Source organism: Aureisphaera galaxeae, from assembly GCF_028561275.1.
GTDB classification, from domain to species: domain Bacteria; phylum Bacteroidota; class Bacteroidia; order Flavobacteriales; family Flavobacteriaceae; genus Aureisphaera; species Aureisphaera galaxeae.
Map to the genome: position 1 here is coordinate 346423 of NZ_JAQQTF010000007.1, position 23491 is coordinate 369913.

At 43.5% G+C, this 23491-nt stretch carries 24 protein-coding genes; 11 read left to right on the plus strand and 13 right to left on the minus strand.

Annotation, left to right across the window (positions count from 1 at the left end; all coding sequences use genetic code 11):
- The first annotated feature begins 12 nt into the window (after window positions 1–12).
- From POV27_RS14650 to POV27_RS14660, 3 genes are read left to right on the plus strand one after another with little or no spacing between them, the layout of a single operon-like run.
- The gene (locus POV27_RS14650) at window positions 13–369 is read left to right on the plus strand and encodes a hypothetical protein (RefSeq protein ID WP_272863678.1); all 357 of its coding nucleotides are present in this window, start codon (window positions 13–15) and stop codon (window positions 367–369) included.
- A gap of 46 nt (window positions 370–415) precedes the next feature.
- Window positions 416–1435, plus strand: a complete 1020-nt coding sequence (gene pheS / locus POV27_RS14655; RefSeq protein ID WP_272863537.1) for a phenylalanine--tRNA ligase subunit alpha — start codon at window positions 416–418, stop codon at window positions 1433–1435.
- A gap of 24 nt (window positions 1436–1459) precedes the next feature.
- Entirely contained in the window at window positions 1460–1855 is a 396-nt protein-coding gene (locus tag POV27_RS14660) for a hypothetical protein (RefSeq protein ID WP_272863538.1), read from the plus strand.
- Window positions 1856–1933: 78 nt separating this feature from the next.
- Here the strand turns inward: POV27_RS14660 and POV27_RS14665 are convergent, their stop codons facing one another.
- The 4 genes from POV27_RS14665 to POV27_RS14680 all read right to left on the minus strand — a co-directional run bounded on the left by POV27_RS14665 (window position 1934) and on the right by POV27_RS14680 (window position 7954).
- Window positions 1934–2476: a T9SS type A sorting domain-containing protein gene (locus tag POV27_RS14665; protein WP_272863539.1), complete on the minus strand. Its 543-nt coding sequence runs from the start codon at window positions 2474–2476 to the stop codon at window positions 1934–1936.
- The gene (locus POV27_RS14670) at window positions 2473–5943 is read right to left on the minus strand and encodes an HYR domain-containing protein (RefSeq protein WP_272863540.1); all 3471 of its coding nucleotides are present in this window, start codon (window positions 5941–5943) and stop codon (window positions 2473–2475) included. The genes POV27_RS14665 and POV27_RS14670 overlap by 4 nt, the downstream gene beginning before the upstream one ends.
- A gap of 138 nt (window positions 5944–6081) precedes the next feature.
- Window positions 6082–6831: a hypothetical protein gene (locus POV27_RS14675; protein WP_272863541.1), complete on the minus strand. Its 750-nt coding sequence runs from the start codon at window positions 6829–6831 to the stop codon at window positions 6082–6084.
- 118 nt (window positions 6832–6949) lie between these two features.
- Window positions 6950–7954 carry an NAD(P)H-dependent glycerol-3-phosphate dehydrogenase gene (locus POV27_RS14680; RefSeq protein WP_272863542.1) on the minus strand — a complete coding sequence of 335 codons (1005 nt, stop codon included), beginning with the start codon at window positions 7952–7954 and terminating at the stop codon, window positions 6950–6952.
- 182 nt (window positions 7955–8136) lie between these two features.
- Between POV27_RS14680 and POV27_RS14685 the strand changes: the two genes are divergently transcribed.
- The gene (locus tag POV27_RS14685; protein ID WP_272863543.1) at window positions 8137–9063 is read left to right on the plus strand and encodes a nicotinic acid mononucleotide adenyltransferase; all 927 of its coding nucleotides are present in this window, start codon (window positions 8137–8139) and stop codon (window positions 9061–9063) included.
- A gap of 70 nt (window positions 9064–9133) precedes the next feature.
- On the opposite strand, the gene nadD is transcribed toward POV27_RS14685, so the two are convergent.
- From nadD to POV27_RS14730, 9 genes are all read right to left on the minus strand, one after another.
- Window positions 9134–9724 (minus strand): nicotinate (nicotinamide) nucleotide adenylyltransferase, encoded by a 591-nt coding sequence (gene nadD, locus POV27_RS14690; RefSeq protein WP_272863544.1) that lies wholly within the window; start codon window positions 9722–9724, stop codon window positions 9134–9136.
- Window positions 9724–10317: a guanylate kinase gene (gene gmk / locus POV27_RS14695; protein WP_272863545.1), complete on the minus strand. Its 594-nt coding sequence runs from the start codon at window positions 10315–10317 to the stop codon at window positions 9724–9726. Before gmk ends, nadD begins: the two co-directional genes overlap by 1 nt.
- Entirely contained in the window at window positions 10317–11174 is an 858-nt protein-coding gene (locus POV27_RS14700) for a YicC/YloC family endoribonuclease (protein ID WP_272863546.1), read from the minus strand. Before POV27_RS14700 ends, gmk begins: the two co-directional genes overlap by 1 nt.
- Window positions 11175–11229: 55 nt before the next feature.
- Entirely contained in the window at window positions 11230–11586 is a 357-nt protein-coding gene (locus POV27_RS14705) for an SdpI family protein (RefSeq protein ID WP_272863547.1), read from the minus strand.
- 6 nt (window positions 11587–11592) lie between these two features.
- On the minus strand, window positions 11593–12402 hold the full coding sequence (locus tag POV27_RS14710) for a 3-keto-disaccharide hydrolase (RefSeq protein ID WP_272863548.1): 810 nt from the start codon (window positions 12400–12402) through the stop codon (window positions 11593–11595).
- Window positions 12403–12722: 320 nt separating this feature from the next.
- Complete coding sequence (locus POV27_RS14715; protein ID WP_272863549.1) at window positions 12723–13775, minus strand: sugar phosphate isomerase/epimerase family protein; 1053 nt, start codon at window positions 13773–13775, stop codon at window positions 12723–12725.
- Window positions 13776–13784: 9 nt separating this feature from the next.
- A complete protein-coding gene (locus POV27_RS14720) occupies window positions 13785–14918 on the minus strand; it encodes a Gfo/Idh/MocA family protein (protein WP_272863550.1) in 1134 nt (377 codons plus the stop codon).
- Window positions 14918–16165, minus strand: coding sequence for a nucleoside permease (locus POV27_RS14725; RefSeq protein ID WP_272863551.1), 1248 nt, complete (start codon window positions 16163–16165; stop codon window positions 14918–14920). The genes POV27_RS14720 and POV27_RS14725 overlap by 1 nt, the downstream gene beginning before the upstream one ends.
- A gap of 6 nt (window positions 16166–16171) precedes the next feature.
- The gene (locus POV27_RS14730; protein WP_272863552.1) at window positions 16172–17146 is read right to left on the minus strand and encodes a sugar phosphate isomerase/epimerase family protein; all 975 of its coding nucleotides are present in this window, start codon (window positions 17144–17146) and stop codon (window positions 16172–16174) included.
- 274 nt (window positions 17147–17420) lie between these two features.
- Here POV27_RS14730 and POV27_RS14735 point away from each other — a divergent pair, with 274 nt between their 5' ends.
- From POV27_RS14735 to POV27_RS14765, 7 genes are all read left to right on the plus strand, one after another.
- Window positions 17421–19124: a GMC oxidoreductase gene (locus POV27_RS14735; RefSeq protein ID WP_272863553.1), complete on the plus strand. Its 1704-nt coding sequence runs from the start codon at window positions 17421–17423 to the stop codon at window positions 19122–19124.
- Entirely contained in the window at window positions 19124–19771 is a 648-nt protein-coding gene (locus tag POV27_RS14740) for a gluconate 2-dehydrogenase subunit 3 family protein (protein ID WP_272863554.1), read from the plus strand. The genes POV27_RS14735 and POV27_RS14740 overlap by 1 nt, the downstream gene beginning before the upstream one ends.
- Window positions 19772–19804: 33 nt before the next feature.
- Complete coding sequence (locus tag POV27_RS14745; protein ID WP_272863555.1) at window positions 19805–20731, plus strand: hydroxypyruvate isomerase family protein; 927 nt, start codon at window positions 19805–19807, stop codon at window positions 20729–20731.
- A gap of 18 nt (window positions 20732–20749) precedes the next feature.
- Complete coding sequence (locus POV27_RS14750; RefSeq protein WP_272863556.1) at window positions 20750–21313, plus strand: Crp/Fnr family transcriptional regulator; 564 nt, start codon at window positions 20750–20752, stop codon at window positions 21311–21313.
- Window positions 21314–21380: 67 nt separating this feature from the next.
- Window positions 21381–21893 (plus strand): hypothetical protein, encoded by a 513-nt coding sequence (locus POV27_RS14755; protein WP_272863557.1) that lies wholly within the window; start codon window positions 21381–21383, stop codon window positions 21891–21893.
- 1 nt (window position 21894) lies between these two features.
- Window positions 21895–22773, plus strand: coding sequence for a sterol desaturase family protein (locus POV27_RS14760; RefSeq protein WP_272863558.1), 879 nt, complete (start codon window positions 21895–21897; stop codon window positions 22771–22773).
- A gap of 3 nt (window positions 22774–22776) precedes the next feature.
- Window positions 22777–23490, plus strand: coding sequence for a VOC family protein (locus POV27_RS14765; protein ID WP_272863559.1), 714 nt, complete (start codon window positions 22777–22779; stop codon window positions 23488–23490).
- The last annotated feature ends 1 nt before the right edge of the window (window position 23491 follow it).

Genomic DNA, 23491 nt, shown 5'->3' on the forward strand with positions numbered 1-23491 from the left:
AGAACACAAAGTATGTCCAGAGATCCACAACTAAAAGAGCGATGGGAGGCCGTAACGACCTTTTTAAGCGACCGTTTTGCCGACGGGGATGCGTTGGATTTGGACGCCATCATTTATTTGGTTGGACTTCAGGAATTGGGACAATTGCACCGTAAGTTTAAAAAGGACGAGAAGGTCAATTTAATGCATATTGCCATTTGTCGTTTGCTGGAACCTTTTGGGTATTATGAATTCGATTATTTCGATGATGACGGATGGCCCCATTATCGTATTTTAGAACAATTGCCGCCCTTAAAGGCGGGAGAGCAAAGTGTATTAATGAAGGAAGCGATCGTTCAGTACTTTTTAGAGAAGAAAGTGATTACTTAATTCAATAGAATTTCTGTAATTTTGCCGACCACATTGGCGTGTAGTTATGATAGATAAGATAAAAGAGCATCTGCAAGAAGTTGAGGTTTTTAGCGCAAAGACCAAAGAGGATATTGAGGTATTCCGAATTAAATATTTGGGAAAGAAAGGACTTCTCAATGAGTTCTTTTCCGAGTTTAAGAACGTAGCCAATGAACAGAAAAAGGAGTTTGGCCAAACAGTGAACGCTCTAAAGAAGGCTGCCGAAGAGAAGGTGAATGCCCTTAAGGAAGAGCTGGAAGGTAAGGAAGAGAGTGCTGGTATCTACGGCGATCTTTCCCGTCCAGGAGAGCCTATTACCCTTGGATCAAGACATCCTATTTCCATTGTAAAGAATAAGATTACTGAAATTTTTTCCCGCATTGGCTTTAATGTTTCCGAAGGTCCCGAAATTGAGGATGACTGGCACAACTTTACAGCTTTAAACCTTCCCGAATATCATCCGGCGAGGGATATGCAGGATACATTTTTCATTCAGACAAATCCCGACGTTTTATTGCGTACCCATACCTCTTCGGTTCAGGTACGTTATATGGAGAACAACAAACCACCCATTCGGACCATTTCCCCAGGAAGGGTATACCGAAATGAGGCCATTTCTGCCCGATCGCATTGTTTCTTTCATCAAGTAGAGGGATTGTATGTGGATAAGGGAGTGAGTTTTGCAGACTTAAAGCAAACCCTTCAGTATTTCACCACCGAGATGTTCGGAAAGTCGAAAATACGTTTGCGACCCAGTTATTTCCCATTTACTGAACCCAGTGCTGAGGTAGATGTGTATTGGGGATTGGAGACGGAAACCGACTACAAAATGACGAAAGGAACGGGTTGGTTGGAAATCATGGGCTGTGGTATGGTAGATCCTAATGTTTTGGAAAACTGTGGAATTGATTCCAGCGAATATTCCGGTTTTGCCTTCGGAATGGGGATCGATCGTATTGCCTTACTACTGCACCAGATTCCAGACATCCGTATGTTGAGCGAAAACGATATTCGTTTCTTGGAGCAATTCAAAAGCACTTTGTAAACCCGCACAGAGCGTTCACCATTTATGAGAAAAGATATTAAGATTCCTGAGGTTAAGGATGTGTATGTAGCTGCTGTTAAGGAATTCAATAAAGATTTCAACACCTACGATTGGAATGCGTACATCATTAATGATGGCAATGAGCCATTGGAGACTGTTTTGATTGTTTCCCAAGGCTATAATACCGAACATATGACCGCTCCTATGAGGCATTCGTTAAAACTGCTTCCTGTAAGAAGTTATGCGAAGATTGAGTTCTTGGAGGAGAGTATCTTTAAACTGAATAATTACTTTTCCGTTACTTTCTTTATTGGCGATACCTTATACGATAAGCGCTATGAATTACCTGCGAATTCCATTCTGGATGATAATGCAGTAGAACTTCCTGTTATGGCACAGAAGGGCGTGATCGCTCGATAAAATCTCAAAAAATTTTTCATTAAAAAACCCTCCTTCGCGTAAAGCTCTGGAGGGTTTTGTTTTGGGAATTGTTTTCCCTTATCTCTTGACGAGTCGCTTCACCGTTGAAGCGTCCTCGCTTGTGATCAGTACCATGTACACTCCCGTTGCCAGTGTGGACACGTCTATGGCCTTCTCCTGCTGCATGTCGCTCAGGTCGATGGTCTGGATGTGCCTACCGTTGGTGTCGTAGATCGCCGCCTGGTCCAACAGGATGTTGGCCGTGTTGGCAATGTTGACCACGCTCTCCGCTGGGTTCGGGTAGATGCTGATGGCATTGTCCAGCACCGTGTCCTCAAGTCCCAGTACGCTCTCCACCGTAAGCTCGAAGGTACATGTCGATACGTTTCCGTACTCGTCCTCGGCCGTCAGGGTGATGGTATAGGTCCCGTCCGGTACGAGGGTTCCGGCAGCTGGGTCCTGGCTGGTGATGGTCACCGGGTCGGTACAGTTGTCGGTCGCCGTTGCCTCGCCCGTGGCGAAGTAGTCCGGGATCTCGTAGAACAGGTTCCCCGGTCCTGGGTCAACGGTCTGGTCGTCAGGACAGGTAAGCTCCGGCCCCATGGCGTCCACAACGGTCACCTGCGATGTACAGGATGCGATGTTCCCGCTCNCCCGAAGATGTTGTCGTCGGTCTGTGAACGGAAGCCGAACACGTCACCGGCCACTAGGCTCACGGATGCACTGCCGGACTGGTTGCCCTGCGCTGGGTCCGTAAGCTGGGTGTACGTACCGTTGACGAGGTACCCGAAGCTGTCGAAGCCTGGGGTGTCGTTAAGGGTGTAGTCCCAGTCGAAGCTGACGGTCACGTCGGCCGTAACGTCCACGGTAAAGTCGGTGAACCCTTCCGTACCGGACTGGTTGTCGCTACCGATGACCATGGCCTCGAAGGTGCTCGGCGCGTTGGCCAAGAGGTCCTCAGGGTTTATCTCGGTGGTCCCGTCAGGCCCGATCTCGATGGTCACGTCCTGGCAGATGAGTATTGGGTCGGTCACGTCAAGTACTTCAACGGTGGCCGTACAAGAAGCAGTGTTCCCACTGTCATCGGTAACGGTTACTTCTACCGCATTAAGTCCCAAATTAGAACAGTCAAGGTCAAGTGTTGTTGAGATTCCCCCTCCACAGGTTCCGCTGAATACATATACACCGTCGTTTCCAGGCACTGGGTTCCCCCAGGTGGCCCCACCATCGGTGGAGTTCAGGCAGTCATAACTTCCTGCCCCCGTAGCACCGGACACTTCCCAAGCGGTGATCCCACCGGAAGAAGAGGTCACGGATACGGATACCCAATAGTTCGTATCAACACCTGCTTGGCTCGCAAACAGGAATGGAGCGATGTCGAATACTGTTTCACTTACGTCGAAGCCGAAGTTGTTCCCCACAACGGCCTGCGAGGTCGGTACAACGCCCGCTTCGCTACCGATCATGGTACCGGGCTGTCCACCGTCATCCTCGTAATAGGCAAAGTCCGCGGTTGCGATGGTCGCCCCCACGTCGTGGAACAGGTTCATGGTCACCTGCTCTAAAGTAAAGTCTAGGTCCGCTGCCACGACGATATCATTGGCTACGATGAACCCACTTCCCGGGTCACTGAAGTATCCGTTTTCAAAGGCGTTACTTGGGTTGGACTGGTCGCATGGAGCGGCGGGGTCACCTGTAGTGGCGGTCCATCCACAGGCTTCATTAACACTAGAGATCAAGCTACTAACATTGATAGTTGCCATTCCGTTGGCATCCAATTCTACTTGAAGTACAGAAGAGGCAGGAGCCATAAAGGTCTGTCCAGCGTTAATACTACCAGGAGAAGAAGCAGAAGGAGCGTTCCATACGAAATCACCACTGCTGGATCCAGTTCCTGTTAATTGCAAGGATTCCCCGATTGGAGTCCCACTAGCTTCAGATACTCCGATATCGGTAGAAGTCATTCCGTTCGCAATACCATCGATCGCAGTGAACGTACCTTCATAGCTTAAGAACTGAAGTACATTTCCACCCTGTGCCAAAACGATTCCGTCTGGCGATCCGTTCTGGATTCCAGCAATTGGGAAGTTTACAGCACCGTATCCGTTTCCTTCATCATCAATAGTTCCAGAAAGGGCTACTTCGTTGTATTGTGCACCACCGTTTCCATTGTACAGTACAATGGTATAAACACTCAAGTCGGTTCCTGCGGGACCAGCAATTTCAATTGCTTCATCCTGATCGGCACCAGTGTTGTCATAGTGAATCTCATTAATGAAAACAGGCTCTCCGTTAATTTCGCCTAAGCAGAACACTTCGGGAGCAGTTACATCTTCTACCGTTACGTTGGCAGAGCATGATACCGTGTTTCCAGAGTCATCAGTAACATACAGTGTGTAGTTGTTGGTGCCTACATCTGCACAAGTTAAATCCATTGAGGCCGTAGTTGCATTATCGAAAACAAATAAGGTTTCCGAAGGCGTTGCCCCATCTCCGGATATTGCATATAGGTTACCTGAATTATCGAAAGAAATTCCTGAGAATCTCATACCCGTATTTCCAATTCCTGTACCAATTCCTGTAGTTACATCTATGATTCCAAGACTTCTGTTAGAACCACCACTTTTGTAAATGATATATACTTCGCCCGTAGCAGGATTTGCCGTTAGGCCCGTAGATCCAGCTGTGATCTCAACTCCATCCATTACAACAGGAACTGTTGAAATAACGGCACCAGTATTAGGATCAAATTCTACAAGGTCCGATGAGAAAGGATCTACAGCATAGATACTAGTTCCCACAACAGCAAAACCTCTAACATAATCACGAGCCAGTGTAGATAGTAAGGTAAATGTCTCAGCAACAGGATCAACCAAAACAATGTTTTCAGATCTGTCCATTGCGACAAAACCGCTCAGTGGTGGATAATATGCCATACCAGTAACTTCCTGTGTAAGACCTGAAGGCCATGTGTTTCCAGGTGCGAGATTCGCTCCAACCGTAAGGGTTGTCAGATTTATAGGTTCAAAATACTGGTCTCCTGGAGAAATTCCAGAAGCATGGTACATAAGACCATTAACAGGATTGTAAGCAATAGACTCTCCATCGTTACCATTTCCTAATGTCAATACTTGTGTATTGCTTGCCAAAGGACCAGGAGGTGTAAATGAGAAGTTTACATTCCCACAATTATCGGTGCTACCACCGTCCAATTCGGAAGCATCTAAAGTATACATTCCGTTGTCGTCCAACTGTACGGTAATGTCTTGACAAACGGCAACAGGGTCTTCATTATCTTCTACAGTAATGGTAAAGGAACAAGAAGCCGAGTTTCCAGCCAAGTCGGTTGCCGTAAACGTAATTGTGCTTACTCCCACAGGGAAAGCACTTCCACTTGGCAATCCACCTGTTTGTAGCACCGTATCTAAATCTCCATCAGGATCGCTCGCAATGGCATCTGGGAAACTTACAATAGCTTCACACTGTCCTGGGGAAGCAGGTGTAACCACATCACTAGGACATGTAATCATTGGAGGATTTCCTGTACCTGCAGAAAAAGTTTGACCCACATTAATAGAGCCAGGGGATTCTGCAGCTGGAGCATTCCATGTAAAGTCGGTGTATACATTACCTGTACCGGTAAGCTGAAGGGATTCACCCACAGGCGTTGAACCGGGTTCGGAAACACCAATATCGGTTGAGGTAATGCCATTGGCAGGGCCATTGGAGGCAGTGAAGCTACCTTCGTAGCTTAAAAATTGCACAAGAACGACTCCATCCACAAGGGCAATTCCGTCTGGAGCACCGTTTTGAATACCAGAGATTAGCTGGCTTACAGCTCCAAAACCGGCTCCTTCGTCATCAATAGTACCGCTAAGGGCTACTGTATTGTAACTGGCGCCTCCGTTACCATTGTAAAGAACGATGCTATAAGTAGAAAGATCTGTTCCTGCAGGCCCAGCTACTTCTACAAACTCTCCAACGTCTCCGCCAGTATTGTCATAATGAATTTCATTGATAAATACAGATTGGCCAAAGGCAAAGCAACCCGTAAATAGCAATAAAAAGGTTAAAGTAAATTTTTTCATGTAATAGTGATTTGTAATAATATCCTACAAATATACTGGATTACATAGGGGATAGGAAGGTTTTTCGGATTAAATTAATGTGAAGAAAAGACAGACAACTATGAGTTAAAAAGAAGGCTGGGAATTTGACAATAGTCATTAATCGGCGAAAGGCAATAGAGAGATGCTTATGGCCAAAAAGTTAGTGCCCACATGAAAAAGTAGTGGATACATAAATCCGAAGGAAACCCGCATGTATCCATAAATGAGAGCACTCATGAGTTGAGGCAAGGTAAGGATGGGGAGGAGAAGTACATTGGTGAGGTTCAATTCATATTTCGTGATGTGTGCCCAAGCGAAAATCACGCAGGATACGTAGTATATACTTTGGAAGTGTAGTGTCCAAAATTCGATCAACTTATCTTTTACCGTTTTCAGGTTTACAATTGGAAACAGAACGACTCCGACTAAAACCGAAATGGCAACCCTAGTGACAAAACTCTCATCGACGGCACTCATTTTGGTGAAGAAAACGGCCTTGGTCAAAATGTAGTAGGTGAATACAATGGACGACAAGACAAAATAGAGAGGCCTGAATCGCAAGGAAAGCCTGAAAGCGGTTTCTTCAAGAAGGGGTAAAATAAAGGCCCCTACCAACAGCAATAGCATAGGAGAAAATCGCTCGGCCATACTTACACTTTGTACGTTCTCCGGATCATACACCAATGCGAAGAATAGTACTACGGGAATGAGTAAGATGAGTTTTAAAATGTACAATCCGATAGTGTCGTAAACCTTGGCTTTGGTCGATTTTTCCAGATTTTCTTCGTTGTGCGGACTTTTAATGAAACTGAAAATTTCGTTGAATAGGGAGATATAATACTTGGGCTTGATCAAGGGATACTTCATGTTCGGCTGCTTTAACTGGAAGACGAAGCACCCTTCTATTTGTTACCTCAAGGAGGGAATGAAACAAGAGTATTCTGGATGAATGCCAATGGGTTCGCGAAGATTTGGAAAGTGAAATCTAATTTAGTTTGTCAGTCAATTTTTTGAAGACCTTCTTTGGGTTCTTCTTTTCATACAGTACGGCATAAACCGCATTGATGATGGGAGTTTTGGCCTTTTTCTTTCCCTTGGCATTGTTGAGTTCGTAGGCACTTTTGGTTGCATAATATCCCTCTGCGACCATGTTCATTTCCATTTGGGCACTTTTCACGGTATATCCTTTACCAATCATATTACCGAACATTCGGTTACGGCTAAACGTAGAGTAGCCGGTTACCAGAAGGTCCCCCAAATAGGCAGACCCGTTAATATCCCGTTTCATTTTGTGCACCTTTTTTACATAGCGCTTCATTTCGCGAATGGCATTGCTCATTAATACGCTCTGAAAGTTATCCCCATAGCCCAAACCATGGGCGATCCCTGCGGCAAGTGCATAGATGTTCTTCAGCATGGCCGCGTACTCGGTACCGATAATATCATCACTAGTAGTACATTTTATATAGCGGCAGGATAATTTGTCGGCCACCAATTCCGCTTTTTCGGTATCGGCACAGGCAATGGTAAGATAAGAGAGACGCTCCAAGGCAACCTCCTCCGCATGGCAGGGTCCCGTAATAACGCCTATGTCCTTGAAGGGGATATTATAGTGGGTATAGAAATGGTCTCCTACGATCAAACTACTTTCGGGAACAATTCCCTTAATGGCCGAAAAAATTACTTTCCCTTCTAAAGAAGAGGTTAATTTCTCCAACTCTTTTTCTACAAAGGCGGATGGAATTACGAAAATGAGATAGTCGGCATAGTCCACCAACTCATTAATATCATTGCTTAATTTTAGTTTATCGATGTCGAATTCTACAGAACTGAGGTAATTCGGATTGTGGTATTGTGTTCTTAGGTGTTCCAATGCTTGTTCGTTTCGCATGTACCAACCTATTTCATCTAGGTTCTCGGAAAGCATTTTCACAATGGCGGTAGCCCAACTACCCCCACCAAAGACTGCAAATTTTGTTTTTTGAGCCATGTAGTTTTTTCTGAAATGTAAAAATACACAATTCTCCTGCATGCTACTTTCCAAATGGTTTCTTCACACATTATTGATTTCAAATTTCCATTAAACTAACATTTAAGTTACTGAAAAACAGATTAATAAATTTTTGGCACGCTTTTAGATTTCCACTTCCCGAACCTTAAAATCCAGATGATATGAAAGCACTTAAATTACTTTTCGGATTTACGTTATTGGCTACGCTATTCACCTCTTGCTACACCGAAGTGGTAGTAGAGGATCCTACAACAACCATAGATCCCGTGCCAACGGTTACCTTGGCAGAGGTATTGAATTCTTATGAGTTATGGTATGTGGATATTAATCGCTCCAATGCCAGTGGTGAGATTCCGTTCATGCAAATTGCCTTTACGCTTTCATTCAGAAATGGAAATCTGAAGGCAAACAACAACCTGGTTGGTATTGGCGATCAAGGATATGGTTTTGGAATCGATGTGGGATACTACGACACCTTTGTGGATGAGTTGGATATATCTCACGATGTCGATGGATTCCACTCCTTTGAGGTGATCCAATTGAACAACCGTGAAATAGAATTGTATTATCCACCGTTGAATCTACGTTATATTCTGGTGGGATACCAGAGAAGTACCTTCGATTACGATCTGCTGTTCTATGACAATATCCACTATTTCATGCAGGAATATACTGCTTGGGAAAAGATATATACCAGTCCTTATGGAGAGCCGAATGAGTTCGATTACGAGAATTTCCTTCAGTTTTTACCAGGAGGTGGTGATGGAAACTTCCAGAGTTCTCAAGATTTGAATGGAACGGACATCTATGATATTTACTGGGATTACACGGGGATTTTCAATATAGATGATGTGTCGGGAGACATCTACACGAAATATTTAACACTAGATTATGATTATCTGGGCAATGAATATTTTGTTCTCGACGTTATTGATGATAGAACGGTCGAATTGTTCCATGAACCTTCAGGTACCTTGTACCGCTTCCGAGGAAAAGGATACATTCAGTACCGAAACAATGAAAGAGGAAAAATGCGTTTATCTAAAAAGGATATTGCGAAGCAAACCAAGAAGATTAGCATTTTCTAAGATATAAAGACTTTTGGTTGGTTATTTAGTTGAAACCGCTGGCACTCAATCTTCGAGTTCCGGCGGTTTCTCATTTGTAAAAATTCATTTCGTCCAAATACTGCCAAACATTATGAGGCAGTAAAGGCCTAATGTTTTTCCCTTCTTTGATGCTGTTTCTTATAAAAGTGGATGAAATTTCCATAATAGGGGCATTTATCTTGGTGATCTTTTCGTGTCCCTCAAATTGATGCTCAATGGTTCCTTCGGAAATTCTAGGGTAGACATAAATGGAATATTGCTCTAGAATAATTTCATAGTTTTTCCATTTGTGGAAACTCTTCAAATTGTCTTCGCCCATGATTAGGCAAAATTCATGGTCGGGGTATTTCTCTTCCAAAACTGCCAAGGTATTTACCGTGTAATTGGGCTGTGGCAAATCGAACTCCACTTTGCTCGATTTTATTTTCGGGTAGTCTTCTAAGGCAATATCTACCATGACCAAACGGTGTAAATCACCTAATAACGTTTTCTTCTTTTTGTGCGGATTGTGCGGTGTTACGACCATCCAAACTTCATCCAACTCCCCATATTCTACCATATGGTTGGCAATGGTAAGGTGGCCTACATGGATGGGATTGAAGGTTCCGAAATACAGTCCTATCTTCTTTGATGTCGCCATTATTCTTCTTCTGCACTTATTTCATTGGCAATGTGCTGTGCCACTAAATGCTCTGCTTCTTCCAAAGCATTTTCCAAGATATCATTCTCGATGATGAAGTCGAACTGTGGGGCCGTGGCCATTTCTACGGAAGCTTTGGCAATGCGCATATTGATCTTTTCTTCACTCTCGGTTTTTCGTTTTTTCAATCGGATCTTTAGCTCTTCTACGCTGGGAGGACGCACAAAAACAGCCAGGGTTTCTTCCGGGAACTTTCGTTTAATGCGAAGACCACCCACCACATCGATATCGAATATTACATTTTTCCCCATGGCCCAAATGCGTTCTACTTCTGTTTTTAAGGTGCCGTAGAAATTATCGCGGTATACCTCTTCCCATTCTAGGAAATCACCCGCTTTCATGTGTTTTTTGAATTGCTCGAGGCTTATGAAATAGTAATCCGTTCCATCTTTTTCATCACCGCGTGGCGCCCTTGAGGTAGCCGAAATAGAAAATTCCAGGTTGAGATGTTTTTGGGCTAAAAGATGACGGACAATGGTCGTTTTTCCACTCCCAGAAGGGGCCGAAAATACAATGAGTTTTCCTCCCTTCATTATAGTACGTTTAGGGCTTGTTCCTTAATTTTTTCGAGTTCGTCCTTCATCTGTACAACCAATTGTTGCATGGGAGCGAAATTGGCTTTAGAACCAATGGTGTTTATTTCCCTTCCTATTTCTTGGGAAATGAAACCTAATTTTTTCCCGTTGGAATCTTTTGAAGATAGGGATTCTAAGAAGTATTCCAAGTGATTTTTAAGTCGAACCTTCTCTTCGGTGATATCGTACTTCTCCAAATAATAGATAAGTTCTTGTTCGAATCGGTTTTCGTCTACATCTTCCTTAAGATCCGAAACGGCTTTACGAAGTCGTTCTTTTACGGCATCCACTCGCTGGGGATCCATCTCGATCACCTTTTCCAAAAGTGCGGAAATGTTAGTGATTCGTTTTTCAAAATCCTTCTTCAGGGCATCCCCTTCGGCGCTGCGGTATTTGTTAATTTCTACCAAAGCCTCGTTCACAGCATTCAAAATCTGGTTGAATTCATCGGCATCGATCTCCTCCCGTTCTGTCTTTAGCGCATCAGGCATTCGAACGGCCATTTTCAACAATTCCGTTTTATCGCCATCCACCACATGGGTCAATTGCGAAATGTATTGGTTAACAACGGCCGTGTTTATTTTGGTGTTGGTTTCTTCTCCCGTAATTTCTACGAACAGATTAAAATCTACCTTTCCCCTAACGAGGGATTTGGCGATCCTGTTGCGGATTTCCAATTCCTTTTCCCGATAGGCACCCGGAACACGGGCATTCATATCGAGGTTCTTGCTATTAAGGGATTTTATCTCAACCGTTATTTTTTTACTGGCCAATTGGATTACACATTTTCCATAGCCGGTCATGGATTGAATCATACTGCAATGTTAAGAGAAGCAAAGGTACGCAATTCCAAATTCTGAAAGGCAAGGACTATTCCTTCGGATTTCCCATAGCATCGAAATGTTTACTTAGATAACGTTCCGTACTGAAAAATGCCAAAAGGATAAGGAGTGTATTGCCGATAATGGTTCCCAAGAGATTATATTGGGGATACAAAAAGTAAAGCATCGCAGGAATAAAAAAGCTATAGAGCGTATACCGAATTGAAATCTCTATGGAATGCTCATTGGCGGCTTTCCAGATGGTTTCATTGCGCATGGAACGCGTGGTCCTGTACCCATAATACATATTGATTTTTTTAGGGGGAAACCTTTTAAAAATCAAAAAGAGTATGAGCATAAAGACGCAGTATCCTACACCCAGTAATAATTGAAATTCGGCGGTCATACCTAATTAGTCTAACTCACGTACCCAAATGTTACGATAGCTAACCCCGCTCATATCCTGATGGTCTTGTAGTTTAATGGGACCTTTGCCATGGGCATTGTTTTTAGGCCAACCAATATATTCGGTAGTTCCCTGTAATTCAAAATGATCCTGCACTAAGACTCCATTGTGTAATACCGTAATGGTTCCGGATTTGGTTTTATTACCCTCGGCATCAAATTCAGGTGCATGGTAAATGATGTCGTATGTATTCCATTCCCCAGTAGGAACCAGTGCCTGTACCAAAGGAGGTGCTTGCTTGTAAATGGAAGCAGCCTGTCCGTTTATGTAGGTTGGGTTGTCGTTGTTGTCCAATACCTGTACTTCGTACAGATCCTGAAGATATACACCACTATTGCTTTTGGCTTGCCCTTCGGCAGTGCTCTCGGAATTACTTCGCCATTCTACATGCAATTGTACACTGCCAAAGTTTCTTTTGGTCTTGATATCCCCTGTTTTATCCTTTACGGTCATACTACCGTCATCGTTCAACACCCATTGGGCGGGACCTCCATCTTTAGCCGACACCCATTCGTCCAGATTGGAACCGTCGAAAAGAACAATGGCATCACTAGGAGCGCCGTTTTGCCCTGTGGGGTTCACAATTTCACGAGCAGGTTCCCAAACTTCGGTTTCTTTGGGATCTGTGGGTTCTTTTTGAGTAACTTCTTCTTTTGGAGCTTCTTGTTCCATGGTTTCTTCAGTTTTCTTTTCCTGTGTTTGTCCACAGGAAATTAAAAAGATACAGAATAGCGGAAAGAGTACGTATTTTTTCATGACTTTATTTTAAAGCTAGAAGGTAGAAAGGAATCCATATAAGAATCATTACTACAACAGCGATTATTATAGATAGTATTGAATATTTTTGTCTTCGACTTCGTCCAATTATTGCTAACACAAAAGCACCTATTTCAGCTAGTGATGATAGCATCAAAAGCCTAATATCTGAGGCAAATAGAACAGGATCCCTTCCACTTATGATATAGCTGTTTTTTGCCCTTACAATGAATTGATACATGTCCAAGTTTAACCAAACAATTATTACAATGACCAAAAGGGAAATCAGAATAGATGCTTTCGATGCATTCATAATGATGCTACAACCCTAATATTTTCTTCAGTTTTTCTTTATCAATTTCCTCTCCGGCAAAATCATCGAAACGCTTTTGGGTGGCTTGAATAATATGGCTTGCAATAAATGGCGCTCCTTCGCGTGCCCCTTGTTCTGGACTTTTAATACAGCATTCCCATTCCATTACCGCCCAGACGTCACAGCCGTATTCGGTTAATTTACTGAAAATAGTTTTGAAATCTATTTGTCCATCCCCTGGGGAGCGATACCTTCCAGCACGATCCCGCCAATCACTATATCCGCCAAAAGTCCCGCGTTTACCATCGGGTTTAAACTCACTATCCTTTACGTGAAAGGCTTTGATGAACTCGTGGTAATGGTCTATGTATTCGATGTAATCCAATTGCTGCAATACAAAATGGCTTGGATCGTATAAGATATTAACGGCTTTGTGATTGTTCGTTGCTTTCAAAAAACGCTCGAAAGTCACCCCATCGTGCAGGTCTTCTCCTGGATGGATCTCGTAACAAACCGCTACGCCATTATCTTCAAATTCATTCAGAAGGGGAAGCCAACGGTTTGCCAATTCTTCGAATCCCATTTCCACCAGTCCATCAGGGCGCTGAGGCCAAGGATGCCATGTATGCCAGAGCAAGGCTCCACTAAATGTAGCATGGGCATTGAGTCCTAAATAATTACTGGCTTTAGCAGCACTAATTAGTTGTTTTCGGGCCCATTCGGTTCTCTTTTTTGGGTTGTTTTTGCAATCGTCGGGTGCAAAATTATCGAACATCAAATCGTAAGCAGGATGCACTGCTACCAACTGCCCTTGCAAGTGGGTGGAAAGCTCGGTAATTTCGAGCCCATAGTCGTTTATTTTACCTTTCAGTTCGTCACAGTAGGTTTTGCTTTCCCCTGCAGTTTCCAGATCGATTAAGCGTGTTTCCCAAGTAGGAATCTGTATTCCTTTATATCCTAAATCGGCAGCCCATTTGCACAGCCCATCCAGAGAATTGAAAGGGGCCTTATCGTCCATGAACTGGGCTAAAAATACTGCCGGTCCTTTAATTGTTTTCATGTTGTTTTCTTAGAGTTCTTTCCAAACATTTCCTTCTGCATGGCTGGCCACAGCTGTTTCAATAAAATGCATGCCTCGCACGCCATCCTTCATTCCTGGAAATTCGGCGGGGTGGTATTCCTCTCCGCGAATGGCTTTGGCCATACCTTTGTATATATTCCCCATGGCATCGAATATTCCTTCGGGATGCCCCGGAGGTAATTTGGTGCCATCCAAAGAAAGGTCGCTGTTGTATGCGTGACCTGGTTTTAAAGTACGCATGGGCTGTCCATCTTCCAATAAATAGAGGTAATTAGGGTTTTCCTGTTCCCAGCGTAGGCCTGCTTTCTTTCCATACACCGCTACAGTGAAATTGTTTTCCTCGCCTGTTGCAATTTGGCTGGCACACAGCACGCCTTTTGCGTTTGTATCGAAACGCAACAGTACCGTTCCGTCGATGTCCATTTGGTTGTCATTATAGAGATGGTTGAGGTCGGCCAAGATAGAAGTCACCTCCATACCCGTTACAAATTCGAGCATCTGATAGGCATGTACCCCAATATCTCCCATACAGCAACTAATCCCTGATTTTTCGGGATCTAATCGCCAAGTAGACTTTCGTTTTTCGGGATCGTGAATAATCGGATTGATCCACCCTTGATAGTATTGCGCGTCCACCTTCTGGATATCCCCAATCTCACCATTGGCTATCATTTCCTTCATTTGCCGTACCATGGGGTACCCCGTATAGGTATGGGTTAATGCGAAATGTGCTCCACTTTTCCTTTGAATTTCAGACAACGCTACCGCTTCCGCATAGGTCATGGTCATGGGCTTTTCGCAAATGACATGGAATCCTGCTTCTAGCAGTTGTTTTGCCATAGGGAAGTGCAGGAAGTTGGGCGTAAGTACTGATACTACCTGAATGCGTTCGGATTCTGGGAGCTTAAGTTCCTGGATGATCATATCGTCAATTCCCCGATAGATCCTATCTGTGGGAATGCCCAATTCCTCGGCAAATTCTATACTTTTTGAATGTTCTGGATTAAATGCCGCTCCGGTAAGGGCGTAGGCATCGAACATACTGGCGGCTACACGGTGCAATACCCCAATTAGGCTATCGCCACCGCCTCCTAGTACACCCCATCTAATTTTTTGGCTCATTAGGCTTTGTATTCTATTTTTTCGTTTTTAAATAATATAGCAAACAGGACAAATACTCCTGCTGCAAATAATGCTGGGAACAACCATATGTCTTGCCAGCTATGTACTCCTTCTGAAACTAAATATTTGTCTGTAATTTTTCCGGCCACCCAGAAACCAATGAGCATTCCTACTCCATAAGTTGCCAAGGTAATCAAACCTTGTGCAGCACTTTTCACTTTTTCTCCAGCTTTTGAGTCGGTATATATCTGTCCCGATACGAAGAAGAAATCGTAACAGATTCCATGCAAAGCGATTCCGATCAATAGCATGAACAATAGTTCCCCGGAATTTCCATAAGCGAATAACAGATATCTTAAAGCCCAAGCGATCATTCCTATTAGGATAGTTTTCTTAAATCCATACTTTTTAAAGAATACAGGTAATAGAAGCATGAATAGAACTTCCGAAATTTGTCCAACGGTCATAATACCCGTTGGGCCGATATCCTTCCCGAAAAGATTGATTTTAGTGTCAATTTCGGCTAAAAAGGGATTTGCATTTTGGTAATAAAAAGCTAGGGGAATACAGATCAATACAGATGACAAAAAGAAAATCAAAAAGTTCTTGTCCTTCAAAAGTTTTAGGGCATCTAACCCCAAAATGTCTGAAATACCAACTTTTTCATCCTTACCTTTTGGGGGAGTTTTTGGAAGAAGAAAACTAAAAACACCCAAAACGGCCGAAGCTATTGCAGTCATTAAAAAAGTATTTGACAATAGTCCTTCGGCGATAGACTCTTTTAAATCCCAACCAAACCAGCTAATGAGCAATCCAGCAACGACCCAACCCACAGTTCCCCAAACTCTAATAATTGGGAAGTCTTTTGAGGGATCCGACATCTGATTAAAGGATACTGAATTCACTAAAGCCAAGGTTGGCATATAGGCGATCATATAGCCCAGTACGTATGGATAGAAACCATTAAAATCGGTTGCTTGGGATAGCTGATACATTAAGACAGCGCCAATAATATGTAACACACCAAGGATTCTTTCGGCATTGAAAAAGCGATCTGCAATTAATCCAATAACAAAAGGAGCGATAATGGCTCCCCAAGATTGGGTGGAGTAGGCCATGGCGGTTTCCCCACCACTGGCGGACAGATTGTTCCCCAAAAAGGTTCCCATGGTTACAAACCAACCTCCCCAAATAAAGAATTCGAGGAACATCATAAAGGAAAGCTGTATGCGTGTAATAGATTTCATACGATATTATTTTTGGTTAGCGTGGGCTTTTTCAATGAGGGCTTTGGTGGCTAGAATACCTTCTTCTTCTCCCATATCCTCTCCTTCAAACTCCACTCCAATATGTCCATCGTATCCAGCATCCTTTACAATCTGCATCATTCGGTAATAATCGATCTTTTCTTCGTTTCCATCGGCATCGAAACTATAAGACTTGGCACTAACGGCCTTTGCGGCAGGCATCATTAACTTGATTCCTTCGTAATAATCGGGATATTCCTCCACACATTCGCCCCAACGTTTTCCGTCTTTTCGCTTTACGCACCAGTTTCCGAAATCGGGTAGGGTACCGCAGTTTTCCATATTCACTCCATTGATAGCTTCCATGAGCTTTGGAGCATCGGAAGAAAGCCAGCCATGATTTTCGCACAATACATTAATATTCTTCGTGGCTGCATATTCAGAGATTTTCTTGAGTCCATCTTGCACAGCAACCATCCATTCGTCAGGGTCATTGGTCCCGAAGGTATTTACCCGGATTGCATGTCCTCCTAATTTGGCAGTAGCATCGATCCATTTTTTGTGCTTTTCTACTGCCTCATCGCGTTTGGCAAGATCGGGATCGGCCAAATCGCCTTCATGATCTACCATGACCAATACGGTGCTCACCCCGTTGGCTTCGTTCATGGCTTTTAAAGAGTCGATCACCGCATCAAATCCTAAGGATTCTATGTCCTTTTCGTATAGTTGAGAAACGAATTCGACTGCATCAAAACCGAGTGCTTTGGCATCGGCAGCAAAAGTAAAAGGATCTCCGCCTTCGGCTTGGTATTTCTTATGTAGGGACCATTGTGCCAAGGAAAGTTTAGGAGCCTGTTTCGTCTCTTCCATCTGTGTTTCTTCTTGGGTGGGTGTTTGAGCTGTTTCCTGGGTTTCTTCGGTCTTATTCTTGCAGGAAAATGCCAACACCGCTATGAGGGATAATAGTATAAAACGCTTCATGTAATTGGAGTTTGTTTTTTTGGTTTTGGTTTGTGAATAATAGTGTTCTAAGTTAGGCTTTTTTTAAAAGTTTTATAAGAGAATAGAGCTTGTATTGCCATATTCGTATCCGAAAACGTTTTCGGTTGCTGATCTTATTCTTTTAAGAGTGGTTTTTTGTATAATCCGAAAAAATACAGGAAATTAGACCGTTACTTGAACAACAAACCCTATCTGTTTTTAAAACAGATGCAACCAATAAACTTACGAATCGATTTTTAAATAAAAAACCACCATGGCAAACCCTAGCGAATTGTATGATGCCATTGTCGTAGGTTCTGGAATTAGTGGCGGATGGGCTGCTAAAGAACTATGCGAAAATGGATTGAAAACCCTCGTTTTAGAACGAGGTCGTATGGTAGAACACGTAAAGGACTACCACACCATGAATATGGACCCTTGGGAATTTAAATTCAAAGGTCAACTCCCCTTAGAAGAAAAGAACAAACAGTTAAAGCAATCCCGTACCGGATATACGACGGATGAAGCACATCGTCATTTCTTTGTGAACGATGTAGATCATCCCTATAATGAGACCAAACGATTCGACTGGATTCGTGGGTATCACGTCGGAGGAAGATCCATTGTATGGGGGCGCCAAAGTTACCGCTTGAGCGATATTGACTTTGAGGCCAATAAGAAGGAAGGCATAGCCGTAGATTGGCCAGTGCGTTATGAGGATATTTCACCTTGGTACGACAAAGTAGAAGAATTTATCGGGGTTAGTGGCGAGAATTTGGGCCTACCTCAACTGCCCGATGGAAAGTTCTGTCCACCCATGGAATTGAACTGCGCAGAAGAAGATCTTAAAGGGAAAATCGCAAATAATTATGATGATAGAGTATTGACCATTGGTCGATGCGCTCATATTACAGACGACAAGGCCTATGAAGGAGATGGTCGCGGGAAATGCCAATACCGAAACCGTTGTATGAGAGGATGCCCTTATGGAGGGTACTTTAGTAGTAATTCGTCTACGCTTCCGGCCGCCGAAAAGACAGGGAATTTAACCCTTCGTCCAAATTCCATTGTGAGCCAAGTATTATACGACGATGAAACAGGAAAAGCCACTGGTGTAGAAATTATAGATGCTGAAACCAAGGAGAAAATGGTATTTAATGCTAAGGTAATTTTCCTTTGTGCTTCTGCCATTGCCAGTGCTTCGATCTTGATGAATTCCAAGAGTGAACGTTTCCCGAACGGAATGGGGAACGATTCTGGAGAATTGGGGCACAATATTATGGACCATCATTTTAAAGCTGGAGCTTGGGCCAATGTTCCCGGTTTTGAGGACAAATACTATAAAGGAAGACGACCCAATGGAATTTACGTTCCGCGTTTCCGTAATTTGGGAGGGGATACCGACCAAAAAACCTTCAAAAGAGGATACGGATACCAAGGTGGCGCCAGCCGAAGTCGCTATAACGAAATGGTAGCGGAGTTGGCGTATGGTAAGGATTTGAAAGAAGCCATCGTAAAACCCGGTACATGGCGTATGCTGCTACTTGGATTTGGGGAATGTCTACCTTACCACGAAAATAAAATGACCTTGGACTATGATAATCTAGACCAATGGGGATTGCCTACTGTGACCTTCGATGCAGAATGGAAGGAAAACGAATACGAAATGCGTAAGGATATGGTACAACAGGCCATGGAAATGCTAGAACAAGCAGGCTATACCGATGTTGAACCTTGGGACGATCCGGGAGCCCCCGGGCTTGGAATCCATGAAATGGGAACGGCCCGTATGGGACATGACCCAAAGACTTCTGTACTTAATGGGAACAACCAGATTCACACTGTACCCAATGTGTATGTAACGGACGGAGCTTTCATGACCTCAGCAAGTTGTGTAAATCCTTCCTTAACGTATATGGCATTTAGTGCGCGAGCTGCCAATCATGCCGCCAATCAACTTAAAAAAGAACAAGCGTAATGGATAGAAGACAAGCCTTAAAGAGTATAGGAATGGGAGCTGGCTTTTTGGTAGCCACGCCCACCATTATGAGCCTGTTGCAAAGTTGCACCAGCGAACCAGAATTTAACCCCGTATTCTTATCGAAAGGGGAAGGACATGCCTTACGCCGAATGGTAGATCTTATCATCCCCGATGATGAGGCAGTACCGGGAGCCAATAAAGTAGGCGTACATGCTTTCATCGATGCTTTCTGGAACGAATGCATGGAAGAGGACGACCAAACCCATGTTCGCAATGCATGGGCCGTGTTTACCGACCAATTCAAAACTACCTTCGAGAAGGAGGAGTTGGAAAAAGGAAAACCCGAGGAGTTCGATCAATTGTTGGCTAAGTACCTTAAAACGGATGAAGAAACCCAAATGGGATATGGACGTAAAATTGGGGAGTACTATCAAGCTTTTGACAGTGATCCTACAGTGAAACCAGATACGGATGCTGCGATGTTCAGCCTAATGGCAAACATTCGAGGCATGAGTATGTGGGCATGGAAGGCCTCCGAAGAAATTGGTAAGAACGTACTTTGGTACGATCCGGTTCCGGGCATGCAAAACGGATGTATTACCTTAGGGGAAGCCGGAAATAATGGAAATGCCATGGCATTATAATTTTAAGACCACCCACATACGTGGGCATTACATATGAAAAGACGAGATTTCATACAAAAGGGAGCCTTAACGGGTTCCCTTTTATCTTTGGGAGGGACTTCCCTCGTTTCGGGGATGTCGCTATCCGCTTCGGAACAAAAACACACGTTTAACTTAAAATACGCTCCACACGAGGGGATGTTTAAGACCCATGCGGGGAACGATATTTTGAGCCAGTTGGACTTCATGGCCGATCAAGGCTTTACCGCTTTCGAAGACAACGAAATGAAGGGCCGATCTATCGAAACGCAAACTGCCATGGCCAAATTGATGGAAAAACGAGGTTTGGAAATGGGTGTTTTCGTGGCTCATAAAATCTATTGGAAAGAACCTAATCTGGCCAGTGGCAAAGAAGCTCGGCGCGAGGAGTTTTTAAACGATATCCGAAGTTCGGTCGAGGTAGCCAAGCGGGTAAATGCCAAGTGGATGACAGTGGTGCCAGGTCACGTGGATTTGCACTTACATCCAGATTACCAGACTGCCAACGTCATAGAAACCTTAAAACAAGCAAGTGCGATTCTCGAACCCCATGGACTCGTCATGGTTTTGGAGCCGCTTAATTTTAGGGGCCATCCAGGTATGTTCTTGGCCGAATCACCCCATGCCTACCAAATTTGCAAGGCGGTGAATAGTCCTTCGTGCAAAATCCTATTTGATATTTACCATCAGCAAATTCAAGAAGGGAACCTTTTGCCAAACATTGAAGCCTGTTGGGATGAGATCGCTTACTTTCAGATTGGGGATAATCCCGGACGCAAAGAACCCACTACCGGTGAAATTAATTACCTGAATGTCTTCAAATACATTCATAGTAGAGGTTTCGATGGAATTTTAGGAATGGAACACGGGAACTCAGTAGAAGGCAAGGAAGGGGAACTACGCGTAATTCAGGCTTATAAAGAATGTGATAACTTTGCCTAATCATCTAGCGCAAAGTACATGGAATCATTACTGAAAGGGATTGCCGAATATACCCTCGTTTCGGAGGAGCTGAAAAGTGAATTGGAAACGCGTTTCGAAACACAATTCATTTCCAAAAATGAAATTCTTCTCAAGGAAAATGCCTATTGCAACTACTTCTATTTTTTGGAAAAAGGACTTATTCGATCCTATTTTCTGAAAGACGGTAAGGAACGTACCTATTGGTTTTACGATCAAGGGAACTTTTTCACTTCCTGGTATAGCTTCTATCTTAAGATGCCCGGTTTTGAAACTTTTGAAGCCATTGAGGATTGCCACCTCTACCGAATTTCCAAAGATAACTTCGATGATTTTGCTCAGGAATCTCCGCGTTTTGAACGTTTCGCCCGACTTTTTATCGAAGGCCAATGTGGCTATATAGATTATGTGACCAAAAACTTCATGGACCTGACGGCAAAGGAGAAGTACCATCAGATGTTGGAGTCCATGCCCGATATAGAGCAGCGCGCTAAGTTGGGACAGATCGCTTCTTTTTTGGGGATGTCGCAGGAAACATTGAGCCGACTTCGAGGACAAAAGTGATTTTTTGATATAGGTCAAAGGAAGGGGTGTCCGGTGATGCTACTTTTGATTTTATAAAAATCAGATTATGAGCAACACAAAGTTATTTTTTATCAGTATCGGGATCATTGCCCTTCTGGCTGGTGTCCCTCACATTACCGCAAACCTTTCTTATGCCAATACCACAGAGATTGTGGAAACGCCCAAGGAAAAGATCATTTCAGAAGTTACAGAAGCAGAACCTTTTGAAGAAGAAGAGACCATTAATGAATCACCCTTTTTGGGAAAATGGAGGGCCAGTTTCAACTATGATGGAACCATGGGTTATATGATCGTTCGTATTACCTCCAAAAAAGGAAAGATGGTAGGGCATATCATTGCCTATGAAGACGATTTGGGAAATAGCGAAGGCGCCAAGGATTTGGTACTGCAATTCAAAAAAGAAAAGAAGTCGGGATGGAGTGCGATTTACACCACAGAATATGAGAACGAAACCTACCAAATTCCGTGTACAGTTAAGCTGTTGAGTCCATCACAGTTGCAATTGAGCTATGATTACTATGGGTTTTCCGATATAGAAACTTGGACAAAAGAGAAGTAGTATGGTAGCGTTGTTGGCAAAAGAATTAGAGTGGATAGACGTACAATATTGGTTTTCCATATTCAATGACTGGAGCTTGGTATACGTCATTCTTCCGTTCTTTGTTTTCGAGCTGATCCGTTATACGGTTTTGAAACGGATGACGATGGACCTTATTAAGGATTCCATTGCCAACGCCATCACGTTTGTGGCCTTCGTGTCCATTGAATATATCTTAGGGATATTGGCCGTTACCAAACTCTATTTTTGGGTACACGAACACGTAAGCTTGCCGCATTTACCGCTCAACTGGATTACCATTATCTGCTGTATTTTATTGGCCGACTTTGCCTACTATTGGGATCACCGTATGATGCATAGGATAGGGATTGGATGGGCTACACATGCGGTGCACCATAGTTCGCCACATTTCAATATGTCGGTGGCCTATCGATTCGGTCCCATGGATGCCATTTTTCCTATTTTGTTTTCCATTCCCATTGTTATGTTGGGGTTCGATCCTATCTTGGTATTACTATCGGAAGTTTTTGTTCAGGTGTTTCAAACCTTATTACATACCGAAGTGATTAAGAAATTCCCAAAGCCCATCGAATATATTTTCAATACACCGTCCCATCATCGGGTGCATCACGGATCCAATAGGCAATATTGGGACAAGAATTATGCGGGAATGCTCATTATATGGGATCGAATGTTAGGCACCTTCGAACCTGAAGTGGAAGAGGTGCGTTACGGGATTGACAAACCGGTTGACTCTACCAATCCCATTACCATCTTTCTTCATGGGCTTCAACGATTAGTCAAACAAATGAAAAAAACTGAAGGGATTGGGAACAAACTAAAACTATTGATAAAACCACCGGGTTGGGAGCCCAAGTAAGTTATGAAAGGCAACGATTTTATTTGGACCGATTTGGCCACCTTCCACCTACTGGAAGCCCAGGATTTCTATACTAAGGCTTTTGGTTGGGAGTATTCTAAGATAGACGACAACTACTACTTTGCGCACGATGGGGTTCGCAATTGCAGTGGGCTCTATCGTATGCCCGAGAAGTATGAAAGTATGGGAATGCCTTCTTTTTGGATGTCCTATATAAGCGTGGAGAATTTGGAGGATACCTTAGAAAGGGCAAGGACTTTAGGAGGGAGAATAGAATGGTCCAATAAGGATGCTTCCTTTGGCCATACCGCCTTAATTCGGGATCCTTTGGGAGCTGGGTTTACGATATATGAGGGTACCGCTTTTCAATCGAAAACGGAAAAAACTCCCGGCACCTTGATCTGGAACGAATTGTTCGTTTCCAGCTTTGAGAACGTAGAAGCCTTTTATAAGGGCGTATTCCAGTGGCAATTGGAATACGAGGGATATGATCGACACTTCATTGTTTCCAACGGAAGGCGCATTGGAGGCATTCAGCAAATGAGCAATGCCATAAAAGGAAAGCACGAGTATTGGGCTGTTTACTTTGCCACAAATGATTTGGCTGCTTCTCGAAAAAATATTCTGGAAGCAGGAGGTAATATCCTATACGAAGGAGAAGGCATGCATTTATATGCCGATCCTTTTGGCGCTATGTTTCAGTTAAAGGAAGTGTAGC

Bases quoted from the DNA above. Each gene is read 5' to 3' on its own strand.
- POV27_RS14650 (WP_272863678.1), top strand. From the start codon at position 13: ATGTCCAGAGATCCACAACTAAAAGAGCGATGGGAGGCCGTAACGACC.
- pheS (WP_272863537.1), top strand. From the start codon at position 416: ATGATAGATAAGATAAAAGAGCATCTGCAAGAAGTTGAGGTTTTTAGC.
- POV27_RS14660 (WP_272863538.1), top strand. From the start codon at position 1,460: ATGAGAAAAGATATTAAGATTCCTGAGGTTAAGGATGTGTATGTAGCT.
- POV27_RS14675 (WP_272863541.1), bottom strand. From the start codon at position 6,831: ATGAAGTATCCCTTGATCAAGCCCAAGTATTATATCTCCCTATTCAAC.
- POV27_RS14680 (WP_272863542.1), bottom strand. From the start codon at position 7,954: ATGGCTCAAAAAACAAAATTTGCAGTCTTTGGTGGGGGTAGTTGGGCT.
- POV27_RS14685 (WP_272863543.1), top strand. From the start codon at position 8,137: ATGAAAGCACTTAAATTACTTTTCGGATTTACGTTATTGGCTACGCTA.
- nadD (WP_272863544.1), bottom strand. From the start codon at position 9,724: ATGGCGACATCAAAGAAGATAGGACTGTATTTCGGAACCTTCAATCCC.
- gmk (WP_272863545.1), bottom strand. From the start codon at position 10,317: ATGAAGGGAGGAAAACTCATTGTATTTTCGGCCCCTTCTGGGAGTGGA.
- POV27_RS14700 (WP_272863546.1), bottom strand. From the start codon at position 11,174: ATGATTCAATCCATGACCGGCTATGGAAAATGTGTAATCCAATTGGCC.
- POV27_RS14705 (WP_272863547.1), bottom strand. From the start codon at position 11,586: ATGACCGCCGAATTTCAATTATTACTGGGTGTAGGATACTGCGTCTTT.
- POV27_RS14710 (WP_272863548.1), bottom strand. From the start codon at position 12,402: ATGAAAAAATACGTACTCTTTCCGCTATTCTGTATCTTTTTAATTTCC.
- POV27_RS14715 (WP_272863549.1), bottom strand. From the start codon at position 13,775: ATGAAAACAATTAAAGGACCGGCAGTATTTTTAGCCCAGTTCATGGAC.
- POV27_RS14720 (WP_272863550.1), bottom strand. From the start codon at position 14,918: ATGAGCCAAAAAATTAGATGGGGTGTACTAGGAGGCGGTGGCGATAGC.
- POV27_RS14725 (WP_272863551.1), bottom strand. From the start codon at position 16,165: ATGAAATCTATTACACGCATACAGCTTTCCTTTATGATGTTCCTCGAA.
- POV27_RS14730 (WP_272863552.1), bottom strand. From the start codon at position 17,146: ATGAAGCGTTTTATACTATTATCCCTCATAGCGGTGTTGGCATTTTCC.
- POV27_RS14735 (WP_272863553.1), top strand. From the start codon at position 17,421: ATGGCAAACCCTAGCGAATTGTATGATGCCATTGTCGTAGGTTCTGGA.
- POV27_RS14740 (WP_272863554.1), top strand. From the start codon at position 19,124: ATGGATAGAAGACAAGCCTTAAAGAGTATAGGAATGGGAGCTGGCTTT.
- POV27_RS14745 (WP_272863555.1), top strand. From the start codon at position 19,805: ATGAAAAGACGAGATTTCATACAAAAGGGAGCCTTAACGGGTTCCCTT.
- POV27_RS14750 (WP_272863556.1), top strand. From the start codon at position 20,750: ATGGAATCATTACTGAAAGGGATTGCCGAATATACCCTCGTTTCGGAG.
- POV27_RS14755 (WP_272863557.1), top strand. From the start codon at position 21,381: ATGAGCAACACAAAGTTATTTTTTATCAGTATCGGGATCATTGCCCTT.
- POV27_RS14760 (WP_272863558.1), top strand. From the start codon at position 21,895: ATGGTAGCGTTGTTGGCAAAAGAATTAGAGTGGATAGACGTACAATAT.
- POV27_RS14765 (WP_272863559.1), top strand. From the start codon at position 22,777: ATGAAAGGCAACGATTTTATTTGGACCGATTTGGCCACCTTCCACCTA.